This window comes from Hydrogenophaga sp. (genome assembly GCF_050250835.1).
Lineage (GTDB): Bacteria > Pseudomonadota > Gammaproteobacteria > Burkholderiales > Burkholderiaceae_C > Hydrogenophaga.
This window is the reverse complement of the sequence record NZ_JBFWNX010000003.1, coordinates 336889-352425: the sequence shown is the minus strand read 5'-3', so window position 1 is coordinate 352425 and position 15537 is coordinate 336889. Positions and strand designations below refer to the sequence as shown.

The 15537-nt window shown below is 65.6% G+C and carries 14 protein-coding genes; 6 read left to right on the top strand and 8 right to left on the bottom strand.

The window, feature by feature from the left end:
• Positions 1-164 precede the first annotated feature (164 nt).
• From AB7F11_RS06670 to AB7F11_RS06660, 3 genes are all read right to left on the bottom strand, one after another.
• Positions 165-923, bottom strand: a complete 759-nt coding sequence (locus AB7F11_RS06670) for an SPOR domain-containing protein (RefSeq protein ID WP_428291468.1) — start codon at positions 921-923, stop codon at positions 165-167.
• Positions 917-1717, bottom strand: coding sequence for a biotin--[acetyl-CoA-carboxylase] ligase (locus tag AB7F11_RS06665; protein WP_428291469.1), 801 nt, complete (start codon positions 1715-1717; stop codon positions 917-919). Before AB7F11_RS06665 ends, AB7F11_RS06670 begins: the two co-directional genes overlap by 7 nt.
• A 96-nt stretch (positions 1718-1813) precedes the next feature.
• Positions 1814-2308, bottom strand: coding sequence for an SET domain-containing protein (locus AB7F11_RS06660; protein WP_428291480.1), 495 nt, complete (start codon positions 2306-2308; stop codon positions 1814-1816).
• Positions 2309-2450: 142 nt separating this feature from the next.
• On the opposite strand from AB7F11_RS06660, the gene AB7F11_RS06655 reads away from it, so the two are divergent.
• Together AB7F11_RS06655 and AB7F11_RS06650 are read left to right on the top strand one after the other, a co-directional pair.
• A complete protein-coding gene (locus AB7F11_RS06655) occupies positions 2451-5390 on the top strand; it encodes a DNA topoisomerase III (protein ID WP_428291470.1) in 2940 nt (979 codons plus the stop codon).
• A 21-nt stretch (positions 5391-5411) separates the two neighbouring features.
• Positions 5412-6065 carry a glutathione S-transferase family protein gene (locus AB7F11_RS06650; RefSeq protein ID WP_428291471.1) on the top strand — a complete coding sequence of 218 codons (654 nt, stop codon included), beginning with the start codon at positions 5412-5414 and terminating at the stop codon, positions 6063-6065.
• 3 nt (positions 6066-6068) lie between these two features.
• Here AB7F11_RS06650 and AB7F11_RS06645 read toward each other — a convergent pair whose 3' ends face one another.
• The 3 genes from AB7F11_RS06645 to AB7F11_RS06635 form a co-directional block, all read right to left on the bottom strand.
• Positions 6069-7508: a sensor histidine kinase N-terminal domain-containing protein gene (locus tag AB7F11_RS06645; protein ID WP_428291472.1), complete on the bottom strand. Its 1440-nt coding sequence runs from the start codon at positions 7506-7508 to the stop codon at positions 6069-6071.
• Positions 7509-7557: 49 nt separating this feature from the next.
• Positions 7558-8232, bottom strand: a complete 675-nt coding sequence (locus tag AB7F11_RS06640) for a response regulator (protein ID WP_428299885.1) — start codon at positions 8230-8232, stop codon at positions 7558-7560.
• Positions 8233-8328: 96 nt separating this feature from the next.
• Entirely contained in the window at positions 8329-8817 is a 489-nt protein-coding gene (locus AB7F11_RS06635; RefSeq protein ID WP_428291474.1) for a MarR family winged helix-turn-helix transcriptional regulator, read from the bottom strand.
• Between the two features lie 135 nt (positions 8818-8952).
• On the opposite strand from AB7F11_RS06635, the gene recA reads away from it, so the two are divergent.
• Complete coding sequence (gene recA / locus AB7F11_RS06630) at positions 8953-10080, top strand: recombinase RecA (RefSeq protein WP_428291475.1); 1128 nt, start codon at positions 8953-8955, stop codon at positions 10078-10080.
• A gap of 82 nt (positions 10081-10162) precedes the next feature.
• Positions 10163-10624, top strand: coding sequence for a recombination regulator RecX (recX, locus tag AB7F11_RS06625; protein ID WP_428291476.1), 462 nt, complete (start codon positions 10163-10165; stop codon positions 10622-10624).
• On the opposite strand, the gene AB7F11_RS06620 is transcribed toward recX, so the two are convergent.
• Both AB7F11_RS06620 and argC read right to left on the bottom strand, forming a co-directional pair.
• The gene (locus AB7F11_RS06620; protein ID WP_428291477.1) at positions 10606-12156 is read right to left on the bottom strand and encodes an MFS transporter; all 1551 of its coding nucleotides are present in this window, start codon (positions 12154-12156) and stop codon (positions 10606-10608) included. The two genes, recX and AB7F11_RS06620, sit on opposite strands and share 19 nt — an antisense overlap.
• A gap of 92 nt (positions 12157-12248) precedes the next feature.
• On the bottom strand, positions 12249-13160 hold the full coding sequence (gene argC / locus AB7F11_RS06615) for an N-acetyl-gamma-glutamyl-phosphate reductase (protein ID WP_428299886.1): 912 nt from the start codon (positions 13158-13160) through the stop codon (positions 12249-12251).
• Between the two features lie 177 nt (positions 13161-13337).
• Between argC and sucC the strand changes: the two genes are divergently transcribed.
• The gene (gene sucC / locus AB7F11_RS06610; protein WP_428299887.1) at positions 13338-14504 is read left to right on the top strand and encodes an ADP-forming succinate--CoA ligase subunit beta; all 1167 of its coding nucleotides are present in this window, start codon (positions 13338-13340) and stop codon (positions 14502-14504) included.
• A 9-nt stretch (positions 14505-14513) separates the two neighbouring features.
• Positions 14514-15407: a succinate--CoA ligase subunit alpha gene (sucD, locus tag AB7F11_RS06605; protein ID WP_428299888.1), complete on the top strand. Its 894-nt coding sequence runs from the start codon at positions 14514-14516 to the stop codon at positions 15405-15407.
• The last annotated feature ends 130 nt before the right edge of the window (positions 15408-15537 follow it).

Genomic DNA, 15537 nt, shown 5'->3' with positions numbered 1-15537 from the left:
GGGCCAGCCGCCGGGCCGCCCCCAAGGCAGGCCCAGCCCCCTCGGGGGGCAGCGACCCGCGCAGCGGCGGAGCGTGGGGGCCAGGGCCAGCCGCCGGGCCGCCCCCAAGGCAGGCCCAGCCCCCTCGGGGGGCAGCGACCCGCGCAGCGGCGGAGCGTGGGGGCCTAGTTACAAGGCCGCAGCGTCTTGCCAGCCATGGCATCGCCCAGGCCATCGACAGCGGCGCGCTGGGTCGCGGTGATGGCAGGCAACCGCAGGGTGAAGCTCACCGATTCGGCGCGTTCCTGCGCCACTTTGGCGGTGCGCACGCCACCGCGCTCGGACTGCTCCAGGGCTTGTTGCGCGGCTGCTTCACTGGAGTAGGTGCCCAGGGCGAGCCCTGGTGCCAGGCCGTTGGCGGAGACTTCCCGGAAACTCACACCGATGGCGCGCAGCTCGGCCTTCTTGCGATCGAGCTGGGCCTCGTTGTCGTAGCGCCCCATGTACACGATCCAGCGCCCTGCGCTGCGCACCTCGTTGAGTTGCCAGCGGCTGGACGAAAGGCCCAGCAGTGCAAGCTCGGCCCGCAGCAGTTCCGTCTGGGATTCGGTGAAGCCGGTGGCTTGCCAGCAGGCGCGCGGGCCCGTGCCTTCGGGCAAAGGCGGCGGGGCTGGCACGGGCGGAGCAGCGGGGGCCGGGAGTGCGGCCACCGGCGCGGCGGGCGCGGGCTCAGCGGGCGCGGCAACGACAGGGGCGGCCACAGGTTCTGCCGAAGCGCGAGGTCCGTTGAGCAGACGCAGCAGCTCTGGTTTGACCTGTTCCTGCATGCGCCGGGGCTCGCGCTGCTCCTGGGGCGCCATGCCCAATCCATTCAGGTATCCCTGCGTCCAGGCGAAGTACCCAGCGTTGGCCATTGCCAGAATCCAGATGGTCCATTTCAGCATGGGCGCACACTCACTTCCGCGCTGGTGATGTTGCGCATGCCCTGCTCGGTCAGCACCCGCAATGCGCCGTCTTCACCGACTCCGCAGGCGGTGCCGCGGGTGCCATCGGAGAGTTGCACGCTGCGGCCCTGGAGGGCATCGCGCTGGGCAAAGCGCTGGCCGAAGGCCGCGAAGCCCTGGCTCTCAAAACCCTGCAGGTCTTGCGCCAGGGCGGGCGCCACCCGAGCAAGCACCTCGCCAGCGGTCACGCCCACCAGGATCTCGGCGAGCCCCGCTGGCGCCATCGTGGGCAGTGCCCCGTGCGCGTCACTTAGGCGGGCCACCGCTTCGGCATCCGGCCGCGCCACGTTCAGTCCGACGCCGATCACCACCATGCGCGCGCCGTGCGGCGCTTCGCCGGTGCTGGCGGTCTCCACCAGAATGCCGCCGAGCTTGCGCTCGTGCAACCAGAGGTCGTTGGGCCATTTCAGGCGCACGTCCGGGTGCAGGCTGTTCGCCAGGCTCACACCCACCGCCAGCGACAGGCCCGACCAGCTGACCGGCGCCATCGGCAGCGCCAGCGAGAAGGTGAGCGACTGGCCACGTCGGCTGTGCCATGCCTTGCCGACGCGGCCTCGCCCGGCCGTCTGTTCTTCTGCCACCAGCAGCACCGGCTCCATCAGGCCGGCGCGCGCGCGACGCATCAGTTCGCTGTTGGTGGAGTCGATGGTTGGCAGCACCTCGACGGTGAAGCCGGGCAGCACGGGCACGACGTTCTGCCACACCGATTCCACATGCGCGAGCAGGTCAGACATGAGGCAGAACGATCCGCCGCCGGGTCGCCCCAAGACGGATCAGCCCTCTCGGGGGGCATCGACCCGCGAAGCGGCGGAGCGTTGGGGTGGCCATGTTCAGCCGAGCTTCGAGGCCCGCCCTGCGCGCTTGGGCGCGAGCAGCGTGCCACGACATTTCTTCGCGCCGCACCAGCAGGGGTATTCGGCCTTGAGCTTGGGGGTGTAAGGCTCGTCGATCACGAGGCCGTAGTCATAGAAGAGTTCCTCACCGGCCGCAATGTTGCGCAGCGCCTTGATGAACACGCGACCGTCTTCCACATCGGCCTCGCAGTTCGGATCGCAGCTGTGGTTGATCCAGCGCGCCGAGTTGCCGCCGACTTTGGCGTCAATCACATGCGCTTCATCGACATGGAAATAGAAGGTGTGGTTCGGGTCACTGGGGTCGTGCGGATGGCGACGCAGGGCTTCGTCCCAGGTGATGATCTCGCCTACGTATTCGATCAGCGCCTCGCCTTCAGCCAGTTCGACGACCGCGTACACGCCCTTGCCGTGTACACCCGAGCGCCGCGTCTGGATGCGGCGGCTGGCAGGCGTGACGGCCTTGGCGGGCACAGAAGATTTGGAGCGCGGCGGCGTCTGGCGGGGGCTTTTCTTCACGGCCGAAATATTTGGTAAGGTTGTTTCATGCAGGTGCGCGCGAGTGTGCGCGTGCCCATGTGCGCGTGTACACGCGCGTGGAAAGCCGATTGTAGAGATGAAAACCCTGGTGATTGCCGAGAAGCCATCCGTGGCCCAAGACATCGTGCGAGCGCTGACCCCGGTGGCGGGCAAATTCGACAAGCACGATGACCACTTCGAGAACGACCAGTATGTCGTGACGTCTGCCGTGGGTCATCTGGTGGAGATTGCCGCGCCCGAGGAATTCGACGTCAAGCGTGGCAAGTGGAGCTTTGCCCACCTACCGGTCCTGCCGCCCTACTTCGAGCTCAAGCCGATCGACAAGACCAAGTCGCGCCTGTCGGCGGTGGTCAGGCTGGTCAAGCGCAAGGACGTGACGCGCCTGATCAACGCCTGCGACGCGGGCCGCGAGGGCGAGCTGATCTTTCGCCTGATCGAGCAGTACGCCGGGGGTCTCAAGAACGGCAGCTACCAGGGCCTGGGCAAACCGGTGCAGCGCCTGTGGCTGCAATCCATGACGCCGGCCGCGATCCGGGAGGGCTTCGAACACCTGCGCACCAATGAACAGATGCTGGGCCTGGCCGACGCCGCGCGCAGCCGTTCCGAGGCCGACTGGATGGTGGGCATCAACGGCACGCGCGCCATGACCGCTTTCAACTCGCGCGACGGCGGCTTTTTCCTCACCACGGTCGGCCGGGTGCAGACGCCCACGCTGTCCATCGTGGTGGAGCGGGAAGAGAAGATCCGCGCGCACAGAAGCCGCGACTACTGGGAAATCCACGCCAGCTTCCTGGCCGAGGCCGGCGAATACCCGGGCAAGTGGTTCGACCCCAACTTCAAGAAGCCCACCGGCGACGACGCCGACGCCGAGTTGCGCGCCGACCGCGTCTGGAACCAGCGCGAGGCGCTGGCCATTGCCGAGGCGGTGCGTGGCAAGGCCGCGAGCGTCAAGGAAGAGAGCAAGCCCACCACGCAGGCCAGTGGCCTTCTGTACGACCTGACCAGCCTGCAGCGCGAGGCCAACGGCCGCTTTGGCTTCTCGGCCAAGACCACCTTGCAGCTCGCCCAGAGCCTGTACGAACGCCACAAGGCGCTGACCTATCCCCGCACCGATTCGCGCGCCCTGCCCGAGGACTATCTGCCCACGGTCAAGCAAACATTCGAGATGCTGGCCGGCAGCGGCATGAAGCACCTGGCGCCGCATGCGAAGACGGCCATCGACAACAACTACATTCGCCCGAGCAAGCGCATCTTCGACAACAGCAAGGTGTCGGACCACTTTGCCATCATCCCCACGCTGCAGGCGCCCAGTGGCCTGAGCGAGGCGGAGCAGAAGCTCTACGACCTGGTGGTGCGCCGTTTTCTCGCGGTGTTTTTCCCCAGTGCCGAATTCACCGTCACGACGCGCATCACGAGTGCGGTCGGGCATCACTTCAAGACCGAGGGCAAGGTGCTGGTCAAGCCGGGCTGGATGGCCGTGTACGGCAAGGAAGCGGCCGAGGACGTGACCGATGCCAAGGAAGGCGACAAGGGCCAGAACCTGGTGCCGGTGCGCGAGGGTGAGACCGTGCGCACCGAGTCGGTGGACCCCAAGGGTCTGAAGACCAAGCCGCCCGCACGCTATTCAGAAGCGACCCTGCTCGGTGCCATGGAAGGCGCGGGCAAGCTGGTGGACGACGACGAACTGCGCGAGGCCATGCAGGAAAAGGGCCTGGGCACGCCAGCGACGCGTGCGGCCATCATCGAAGGTCTTCTGACCGAGAAATACATGTTCCGGGAAGGCCGCGAGATCATCCCCACCGCCAAAGCGTTTCAGCTCATGACGCTGCTGCGTGGCCTGGGCGTGGAAGAACTCTCCAAGGCTGAGCTGACCGGCGAATGGGAATACAAACTCGCGCAGATGGAGCACGGCAAACTTAGCCGCGCCGCCTTCATGGGCGAGATTGCCGCCATGACCGAGCGCATGGTGAAGAAGGCCAAGGAATACGACCGCGACACCATTCCGGGCAACTACGCCACACTGTCCACCGCCTGCCCGAATTGCGGTGGCGTGGTGAAGGAAAACTACCGCCGCTACACCTGCACCGGTTCCGATGGCAACAGCGAGGGCTGCGGTTTCTCGTTTGGCAAATCACCGGCAGGCCGCACCTTTGAGCCCGAAGAGGCCGAACAACTGTTGCGCGACAAGAAGATCGGGCCGCTCGAGGGTTTCCGTTCCAAAGCCGGCTGGCCCTTCGTGGCCGAGATCGTCATCAAGTACAACGAAGACGACAAGAACTGGAAACTGGAGTTCGACTTCGGTGACGACAAGAAGGGCGAAGAAACCGGCGAGCTGGTCGACTTCACCGGCAGCGAATCGCTGGGCCGGTGCCCCAAATGCGGCGGTGCCGTGCATGAGCACGGGAGCAACTACGTGTGTGAGCGTGCCGTGCCCACGCTGGCCCAGCCCACGCCCACTTGCGATTTCAAGAGCGGCAAGATCATCCTGCAGCAGCCCGTGGCCCGCGAGCAGATGAGCAAGCTGCTCGAAACCGGCAAGACCGACCTGCTCGACAAGTTTGTCTCCATGCGCACGCGCCGCGCCTTCAAGGCCTTCCTGGCCTGGGACAAGGAAGCCGGCAAGGTCAATTTCGAGTTCGCACCTTCCAAGTTCCCCCCGCGCAAGACAGCGGCGGGCGCCCCAGCCAAGGCCGCCCCTGCCAGGAAGGCCGCCGCAAAAGCGGCTCCCGCCAAGAAGGCGCCGGCGAAAAAGGCCGCAGCCACCAAGGCCCCGCGCAAAACCACGACCGCGACCGGCAAACAGCCCAGTTCAGCATTGGCCGCCGTGATTGGCGAAGGTGCAGTCTCTCGCCCCGAGGTGGTGAAGAAGTTGTGGGACTACATCAAGGCCAACGGGCTCCAGGACGCCAAAGACAAACGCCGCGTGAATGCCGACGCCAAGTTGCGCCCGGTGTTCGGCAAGGACCAGGTGACGATGTTCGAGATCGCCGGCATCGTCGGTCAGCACCTGAGCTGATTTTTCAAGAGGAACTTCCGCATGAGTCTGAAACTGTTTTTTGCGCCGGGCGCCTGTTCGTTCGTGCCGCATTCGATGCTGGAACTGGCTGGCGCAGTGTTCGAGCCGTCCATGGTCAAGCTGCACAAAAATGAGCAGCGCAGCCCGGAATACCTGGCGGTCAACCCGCGTGGCCAGGTGCCCGTGCTGGTGGACGATGGCGAGGTGATCACCCAGATCGTCGCGATCGTGCTGCACCTGGACGCCAGGTTTCCAGAGGCCGGCATCCTGCCCGCGCCGGGCCCCGCGCGCACGCGCGCTTTGCAGACGCTGGCCTGGATGAACAACACCGTGCATCCGACCTTCACCCATGTGTTCATGCCCGAGAAATTCAGCGACGACGAAACCGTGAAGGCCGGCGTTCGGGCGTTTGCCGCTCAGTCCTACCGCAGCCTGCTGGGCGAGATCGAGGCACTGGCCGAGAAGGCCTCGCCGTGGTTCATGGGCGAGCGTCCTGGCGCGCTGGACGCCTACGCGCTGACCCTGCTGCGCTGGGGTGGCTATGCCGGCATCGACCCCACCAGCCTGCCCGCCACGTGGGGGCTGGTGCAGCGTTTTGCCGCTTTGCCTGAGGTGGCCCGCGCCATCGAGCGCGAGCGTCTGCAACTCAACGTCTACAAGCCCGCAGCGGCCTGAGCCTCATTCCTGGACCGCTGGCCGCAGCGGCGTGAAGCGCACCGAGGCGCGCAGCCCGCGCGGGCTGCGTTCCGGATGGGCATCTTCCATGCTCACCGTGGCGCCGTGCTGCTGCGCGATCTCCTGCACGATGGCCAGACCCAGGCCGGAACCATCCACGTTGGTGCCCAAGGCGCGGTAGAACGGTTGCAGCACGAAGGTGCGTTCGCTCTCCGGAATACCGGGACCGTTGTCTTCCACCTGCAGCACCTGCACGCCACTGAAGCGATCGAGCAACACCCGCACCGTGACCACGCCGCCGCGCCCGGTGTAGTTGATGGCGTTGTCCACCAGGTTGCGCACCATCTCCTGCAACAGCGTGGGGTTGCCGTCGATCAGGCAGTTCTCGGGGGTGTGGTCCGGCCCCTCGAAGCCGAGGTCGATGTCGTGTTCCAGCGCGCGCGGCACCGATTCCTGCACCACCTCACGCACCAGGCGGGAGAGCTCCACGCTTTCGTTGGGCAGCGATCGGCCGGTGGTCTCGGCGCGTGCCAGCGCGAGCAACTGATTGACGGTGTGGGTGGCGCGCGTGCTGGAGCGGGCAATCTGTTGCAGCGACCCGCGGATCTCCACCGGGTCTATTTCTCGCTGCGCCAACTCGGCCTGCATGCGCAGGCCTGCCAGGGGGGTCTTGAGCTGGTGTGCCGCATCGGCCAGAAATCGCTTCTGCGTCGTCAGGGAGGTTTTCAGCCGGCTGAGCAGGTCGTTGATCGACGAGACCAGTGGCGCCACCTCCTGGGGCACAAACGAGTCCTCGATCGGGCTCAGATCGTCGGGCTTGCGCGCGCGGATGCGCTGCTCGAGGTCGTTGAGCGGACGGATGCCGCGAACCAGCGCCAGCCACACCAGCAACACCGCGAGCGGCAGGATGACGAACTGCGGCACCATCACGCCCTTGATGATTTCGGTGGCCAGGGTCGAGCGCTTGCCCTTGGTCTCGGCCATCTGCATGAGCACCAGTCGCTGGCTGTCGTTGCGCGCAAGCCAGGTGTAGGCCACACGCACTTCGTCACCGCGCAGCATGTCGTCGCGCAACAGCACGCGGCCAGGCTCGGGCAGCGCCTCGTCGCGCGGAGGCGGAAAGTCGATCTCGCCGCTGATCAGCTCGCCACGCGGGTCGAGCACCTGGTAGTACACGAGGTCGCCGGTGTCGGCGCGCAGCAGATCGCGCGCCTGCGCATCGAGCTTGAAGGTGACGCGCTCGTCTTCCAGCACGACCAGCCGCGTGAGCACCTGAAGATTGAACTCGAGCGCCCGGTCGAAGGGTTTGCTCGCGATGCCCTGGGCCACGAACCACGTCAACGCCAGCGAAAGCGGCCACAGCAGCAGCAGCGGCGTGAGCATCCAGTCCAGCAGTTCACCGAAAAGGCTGCGTTGTTCTCGCTGAAACAAGCCGAAGGACATCGGGCCCCGTCCTTCCACCGGAGGCAGCGGCTCACTGATCTGGCGGCCTTCAGCCGGAGATTTTCTCAAGGCAGTAGCCCAGGCCACGCACGGTCGCGATGCGGATAGGGCCCTTCTCGATTTTCTTGCGCAGGCGGTGGATGTAGACCTCGATGGCGTTGTTGCTGACCTCTTCGCCCCATTCGCACAGGCGCTCGACCAGCTGGTCCTTGCTCACCAGGCGCCCGGCGCGTTGCAGCAGCACCTCCAGCAGGCCCAGCTCGCGCGCCGAAAGCTCGACCATCTTTCCGTCGATGGTGGCCACGCGGCCCGCCTGGTCGTACTCCAGCGGGCCGTGGCGGATGGTGTTGGTGGAGCCGCCCATGCCGCGTCGCGAGAGCGCCCGCACGCGCGCTTCAAGCTCCTGCAGCGAGAACGGCTTGGCCATGTAGTCGTCGGCGCCGTAGTCGAGGCCCTTGACGCGCTCCTCGATGCTGTCGGCGGCCGTGAGGATGAGCACCGGCAGGGTGGAGCCCCGCGAGCGCAGTCGCTTGAGCACTTCCAGGCCGTGCAGCCGGGGCAGGCCCAGATCGAGGATCAGCAGATCGAATTCGTTGTTGGTGAGCAGGGCTGCGTCGGCTTCGCTGCCGCTGGCCACATGGTCCACGGCCGCGCCGGCGGCGCGCAGGCTGCGCATCAGGCCGTCGGCCAGAACCTGATCGTCTTCTGCAATGAGGATGCGCATGGTTGTCTCCAGAAGCCGTTCTTGTGAGGGCGCCGTGTCGCAGTGCGCGACCGATCAATTCTAGAGGGGCCCTTGCGTGTGGGACCGTGATCTGCATCAAGTCCCGTAGGCCTCCAGGCCCAGTGCCACCACGGTGGCCACGTCCTCTCCGACCTGGGCGCGGAACTCGGCCTCTGCTTGTGCCACCGCCTGGCGAAACCCCTCCAGCCAGAGCAGGCCGGTGGCGGTGAACACGATGCGGCGGGCGCGGGCGTCGTGCGGGTCGGGTTCGCGCCGCACCAGGCCCCAGGCCTCGCACTGCGTGACCAGATCACCCATGGCTTGCTTGCTCATGCCCGCCTGGCGGGCCAGCTCGGTCAGGCGCGAGCCGTTCAAGCCCAGGTGGCGCGTGATGTGGACGTGAGCAGCGCCCACTTGCGCGCGTGCCGCCAGATGGGACAGAGCCAGCGGCACGTTGGCATCGTGCGCCATCAGGTGGAGCACGCGCTCGTCAAAGCGCCTCATGGCCTGTCCCAGGAGGCGGCCGAGGTGGCCGACGCGCCAGCGGTCGTCGGGTGGGGGCGGGGATGGCGGATGGTCTGGCATGGATAAATAGTAAGGCAAACTGACCAAATATTCGAAGAATATCCAGCAACACACCTGTAAACTGCTGTTCAAGCATCCAGCCTGTACACAACCACACAGGCCATGCGAACCCAAAACCACCGCTCAGGAGCCCCCATGGACGCAGCCGTCAAGAACAACCCCCTCAACAGCGAAAAAGCCAAGGCCTTGCAGGCCGCGCTCTCCCAGATCGAGAAGCAGTTCGGCAAGGGCACCATCATGCGGCTGGGCGAAGGCGAGGTGATCGAGGACATCCAGGTGGTGTCCACGGGCTCGCTGGGGCTGGACATCGCCCTGGGCGTGGGCGGTCTGCCGCGTGGTCGGGTGGTGGAGATCTACGGCCCGGAATCCTCTGGCAAGACCACGCTCACCTTGCAGGTCATCTCCGAAATGCAGAAGCTCGGCGGTCAGTGCGCCTTTGTCGACGCCGAACACGCGCTGGACATCCAGTACGCGCAGAAGCTCGGTGTGAACCTGCAGGACCTGCTGATCTCCCAGCCCGACACTGGTGAACAGGCGCTCGAAATCGTTGACAGCCTGGTTCGCTCCGGCGCGGTCGACCTGATCGTGGTGGACTCGGTGGCCGCACTCACGCCCAAGGCCGAGCTCGAAGGCGAGATGGGCGATTCACTGCCGGGCCTGCAGGCCCGCCTGATGAGCCAGGCGTTGCGCAAGCTCACCGCGCACATCAAGAAGACCAACTGCATGGTCATCTTCATCAACCAGATCCGCATGAAGATCGGCGTCATGTTCGGCAGTCCCGAAACCACCACCGGCGGCAATGCGCTCAAGTTCTATGCGTCGGTCCGCCTTGACATCCGCCGCACCGGCACCATCAAGAAGGGTGAAGAAGCGATCGGCAACGAGACCAAGGTCAAGGTCGTGAAGAACAAGGTGTCTCCGCCCTTCAAGACAGCCGAGTTCGACATCCTGTTCGGCGAAGGCATCAGCCGCGAGGGCGAAATCCTCGATCTGGGCGTGGTGCACCGGGTGGTGGAAAAGTCGGGAGCCTGGTACGCCTACAACGGCGAGAAGATTGGCCAGGGCCGCGACAACTCGCGCGAGTTCCTGCGCGAGAACCCCGAACTGCGCGTGGAGATCGAGAACAAGGTGCGCACCGAACTGGGCGTGCCGCTGCTGCCGGTGGACGAACCGCCCGCGCCTGTCGCCAAGGGTGGCAAGGCAGAGAAGACCGAGAAGGCCAGCAAGGCCAAGGACGTCGACACCGCACCGGTGGCCGAATAAGGCGGCCCCACAGTGCCCCTGCAGTGCGTTGTGTCATGCGTCGTGGGTCGTGGGTCGTGCGCAGCGCGGTGGAGCCACTGAAATGGGTTTCGACCAGATATCCCTCAAGGGACGCGCCTTGCGTCTGCTGGCCGGGCGCGAGCATTCGCGCGCCGAACTGCAGCGCAAGCTGGCCGCGCACGAAACCGAACCCGGCGAAGTGGCGAAGGCGCTGGACGAGCTGGAGGCCAAGGGCTTCATCAACGAGCAACGCGTGCTGGAATCGGTGGTGCACCGGCGATCCGCGCGTCTGGGCGCAGCCAGGGTGCGCCAGGAATTGCAGGCCAAGGGCCTGGACCCGCAGGCGGTGGCTCAGGCCGTTGCCGATCTTCAAGGTTCCGAGGAAACGCGTGCCCGCGAGGTCTGGCGCAAGAAGTTCGGCGAACCGCCTCAAGACGCCGCTGCTCACGGCAGGCAGGTGCGATTCCTGCTCACGAGGGGTTTCGGCGCCGAGGTGGTGCGGCGTGTGGTGCGGCGCACCGCCCATCAGGACGACGAAGGCTGAACCCGCGCGCCTGGCGCACGCAGCATGCGCCAGGCCAGCAGCCCACTGAACACCATGATCCCGGTGCCCAGCAAGGCGGCGGCCTGCAGGCCATCGACGAAGGCCGCGCGCGCGGCCAGCCGCAGGGCCTCGCCCAGCGGCTCGGGCAAGTGCTCGGCCACCGTGAGCGCGCCGCCCAGCGTGAAGGTTTCAGCCGCCGATTCCGCTGGCAGGCCTGCGGGCAGCTTGCCAGCCATGCCGCTCCGATAGAGCCCCGTGGCCAGACTGCCGAAGACCGCAATGCCCAGGGCACCGGACAGCTCGGCACTGGTTTCAGACAGGGCCGAGGCAGCACCCGCGCGCTCGGGGGGCGCCGAGCTGATCACGATGTCGTTGCCCAGTGTGAACACCGGTGCCATGCCGATGCCCATGAGCGTCATGCCCACGACCAGCGCGAACAGGCCGTGGGAACTGTCCACCAGCGTCATGCCGGCAAACCCGATGGCCGCCATGGCCAGTCCCGCGAGCATGGTTCGGGGTGCGGACCAGCGTTGCGCAAGTGCCGGCGTGAACATCGAACCGACCACGAACGACAGCGCCCAGGGAACGGTGCATAACCCGGCCACCAGCGGCGACAGGCCCAGCACGAGTTGCAGGTGCTGCGAGATGAAGATGTAGACGCCGAACATCGCGAACGAGGTGAGCGCGTAGGTGCAGATGGCGGCGGTCAACCGAGGCTGGTCGAAGAGCTTCAGGTCGAGCAGCGGGTAGTCGATGCGGCGTTGCCGGCGCACGAAGGCGACGCCAGCGGCCACTCCCAGCGCGGCCGCCAGCCAGGTGGGTGGGCTCACATGGCCTTCGGCCGCCTGCTTGAGCGCGAACACGCCGCCGAGCACGGCCGTGAGCGACAGGGCCACACTGCTCAGGTCGAGCCGGCCCGCCTTCGCGTCCCGGTACTCGGGCAGCAGGAACGGCCCCAGCGCCAGCAGCAGCAACATGACCGGTACCGCCGCCCAGAAAATCGCCGGCCAGGCGAAATACTGCAGGATCACGCCGCCCACCAGGGGACCGATCGCGCCACCCACGGAGTAGCTGGAGATCCAGATGCCGATGGCGACGCGCCGTTCGCGCTCGTCGCGAAACATGTTGGAGATGAGCGAGAGCGTGGACGGGGCCAGCGTGGCGCCCGCGATGCCCAGCAGCGCACGCGTGGCAATAAGCGTGTGTGCCGTGGTGGCCAGTGCTGCCGCTATCGAGGCGGCGGCAAACGCGGCGGCGCCGACCAGCAGCAGCCGGCGGCGACCCAGCTTGTCGCCCAGGGTGCCCATGGTGATCAGGAAGCCTGCCACCATGAACCCGTAGATGTCGATGATCCACAGCAGTTGCGAGGCGGTTGGCCGCAGCTCGGTGCTGATCGCGGGCAGCGCCAGGTTGAGCACGGTGAGGTCCATGGCGTAGACCAGACAAGGCAGGGCAATCACGCCCAGTGCCACCCATTCGCGCCGGGTGGCTTTGGCCGGCGCGATCTCGCCCGGAATCTGGACAGATGTCATGAGAAGTCTCCTGCGGCTCGGCGTGCCTGGCTCCGGACCGGATGCCGGCGCCCTTGTGTCACGACGAGCGAAGACCCCCCAATTCGACGCGCCTACAGACCCAGCATCAATTTCAGGTTCTGCACCGCTGCGCCGCTGGCGCCTTTGCCCAGGTTGTCCAGCCGCGCCACCACCACCGCATGGCGCGCTTCGGCGTTGCCGAACACGCGAATCTCGAGCCGGTTGGTGTCGTTGAGCGCGAGAGCGTCGAGCTTGCCATCGTCCGTTGCAGGCTCGGTGCTCACCCATTCACTGCCGGCGTAGTGCTTTTCATACACGGACTGCAAATCCTTCGCGGAGGGCGAACCGGGCAGGGTGTCCAGGTGCAGCGGCAGCTGCACCAGCATGCCTTGAGCGAAATTGCCCACGGCCGGCAGGAACACCGGCCGGCGCTTCAGACCGCTGTAGGCCAGGATCTCGGGAATGTGCTTGTGCTTGAGGCCGAGCGCGTACAGCTCGAAGGCGGGCGCGGCGTTTTTCTCGTAGGCCTCGATCATGGTGCGGCCACCGCCGGAATAACCACTCACCGCAGGCAGGCAGACCGGGTGGTCGGCCGGCAGCACGCCGGCGTCGACCAGGGGGCGCAGCATGGCGATGGCTCCAGTGGCGTAACAGCCCGGGTTGGCCACCCGGTCCGCTTTCACCACGGCCTCGCGTTGCCCGGTAGCAAGTTCGGGAAACCCGAACACCCAGCCGGGTGCTGTGCGGTGCGCGGTGGAAGCGTCGATGACCTTGGGTTTCGTGCCGGGCAGGGTGTCGATCATGGCGACCGACTCGCGGGCAGCGTCATCGTGCAGGCACAGAATGACCAGATCCACCTGTGCCATGAGCGCTCGCTTGGCCGCTGCGTCTTTGCGGCGCTCCGGCGCGATGCTCACCACCTCCACGCCGGTCATGCCGTGCAGGCGTTCGCGAATCTGCAACCCCGTGGTGCCCGCTTCGCCGTCGATGAAAACCTTGGCCATGGCCGCTCTGCCTTGTCAGTGAGGATTCAGGAGGGGGACCCAAAATCAAGGGCGTTGCCGCCCGCTTTTGGTGCGTTGCACCATGATACAGTCCCCGGTTGCTGTTTTCAGTGACCGCTGTTCGGCTGCCCCAGGCTTCGGCCGACACCTTTTGACCCATTCCTGAGAGATCCCCTCATGAAGATCCACGAATACCAAGGCAAGGAAATCCTGCGCCAGTTTGGTGTCCCGGTGCCGCGCGGCATCGCGGCGTTCACGGTGCAGGAGGCGGTGGAAGCCGCCCAGAAACTCGGCGGCCCCGTATGGGTGGTCAAGGCCCAGATCCACGCCGGCGGGCGAGGCAAGGGTGGTGGCGTGAAGGTGGCCAAGTCGGTGGAGGACGTCAAGCGCCTGGCCGGCGAAATCCTGGGCATGCAGCTCAAGACCCACCAGACCGGCCCCGAGGGCCAGAAGGTTCGGCGCCTCTACATCGAAGACGGCGCGGACATTCAGAAGGAGTATTACCTGTCGGTTGTGACCGACCGTTCCACGCAGAAGGTCGCATTCATCGCCTCCAGCGAAGGTGGCATGGACATCGAGGAAGTGGCACACGCCACGCCCGAGAAGATCATCACCGAATTCATCGACCCGCTGGCTGGCATGACCGAAGCCCAGGGCAAAAAGATTGCCAGCGCCATCGGCATGCCCGCCGACTCGCAGGCCCAGTTCATCGACGTGTGCCAGAAGCTCTACAAGTGCTACATGGATACCGACGCCGCGCTGGTGGAGATCAACCCGCTGAACCGCGATGGCAAGGGCAACATCATTGCCCTGGACTCCAAGTTCAACTTCGACAGCAACGCGCTGTTCCGCCACCCCGAGATCGTGGCCTTGCGCGACCTTGACGAGGAAGACCCTGCGGAAGTGGAGGCGTCCAAATTCGACCTGGCCTACATCAGCCTGGACGGCAACATCGGCTGCCTCGTCAATGGTGCAGGCCTGGCCATGGCGACCATGGACACCATCAAGCTGTTTGGCGGCGAGCCAGCCAACTTCCTGGATGTGGGCGGCGGCGCAACCCCCGAGAAGGTGACCGAAGCCTTCAAGATCATGCTGAAGAACAAGAATGTCGAGGCCATCCTCGTCAACATCTTCGGCGGCATCATGAAGTGCGACACCATCGCCACTGGCGTGATCGCTGCCTGCAAGGCGGTGAACCTGCAGGTGCCGCTGGTCGTGCGCATGAAGGGCACGAACGAAGTCGAAGGCAAGAAGTTGCTGGCCGATTCGGGTCTGCCGATCATCAGCGCCGACACCATGGCGGAGGCGGCCCAGAAGGTCGTGGCTGCCGTCAAGAAAGCCTAAGGAACCGTCATGTCGATCTACATCAACAAAGACACCAAAGTCATCACGCAAGGCATCACCGGCAAGACCGGCCAGTTCCACACTGAAAAATGCCAGGAATACGCGAACGGCAAAAACGCCTTCGTGGCCGGCGTGAACCCGAAGAAGGCGGGCGAGTCGATCTTCAACATCCCGATTTACGCCTCGGTCAAGGAAGCCGCCAGCCAGACCGGCGCCACCGTGTCGGTGATCTACGTGCCACCTCCTGGCGCGGCCGCCGCGATCTGGGAAGCCGTCGAGGCCGACCTGGACATGGCGATCTGCATCACCGAAGGCATTCCGGTGCGGGACATGCTGGAAGTGCGCAACAAGATGAAGGCCAAGGAAGCCGCGGGTGGCAAGAAGACGCTGCTGCTCGGCCCGAACTGCCCCGGCCTGATCACGCCCGATGAAATCAAGATCGGCATCATGCCCGGCCACATCCACCGCAAAGGTCGCATCGGCGTGGTCTCGCGTTCCGGCACGCTGACCTACGAAGCCGTGGCTCAGCTGACCGAAATCGGCCTGGGCCAGTCCAGCGCCGTGGGCATCGGTGGAGATCCCATCAATGGCTTGAAGCACATCGACGTGATGAAGGCCTTCAATGACGACCCCGACACCGACGCCGTGATCATGATCGGCGAGATCGGCGGCCCCGACGAGGCCGACGCTGCCCGCTGGTGCAAGGCCAACATGAAAAAACCGGTCGTTGGCTTCATTGCGGGCGTGACCGCTCCCCCCGGCAAGCGCATGGGCCATGCCGGCGCCCTGATTTCTGGCGGCGCCGACACCGCTGATGCCAAGCTGGCCATCATGGAAGAATCGGGCTTCACCGTGACCCGCAACTTCTCCGAGTTGGCCAAGCTGCTCAAGGCGAAGCTCTGAAGCCGCGACCGCTACCGTGAAAAGGGCAACGCTTGCGTTGCCTTTTTTTTCGACATCGGTTGGTTTTCGGCGGGAATCCCACAAAGACCCTTGCCCGGCCCGGAAGGCATGAAACAAAATGCAACACCTT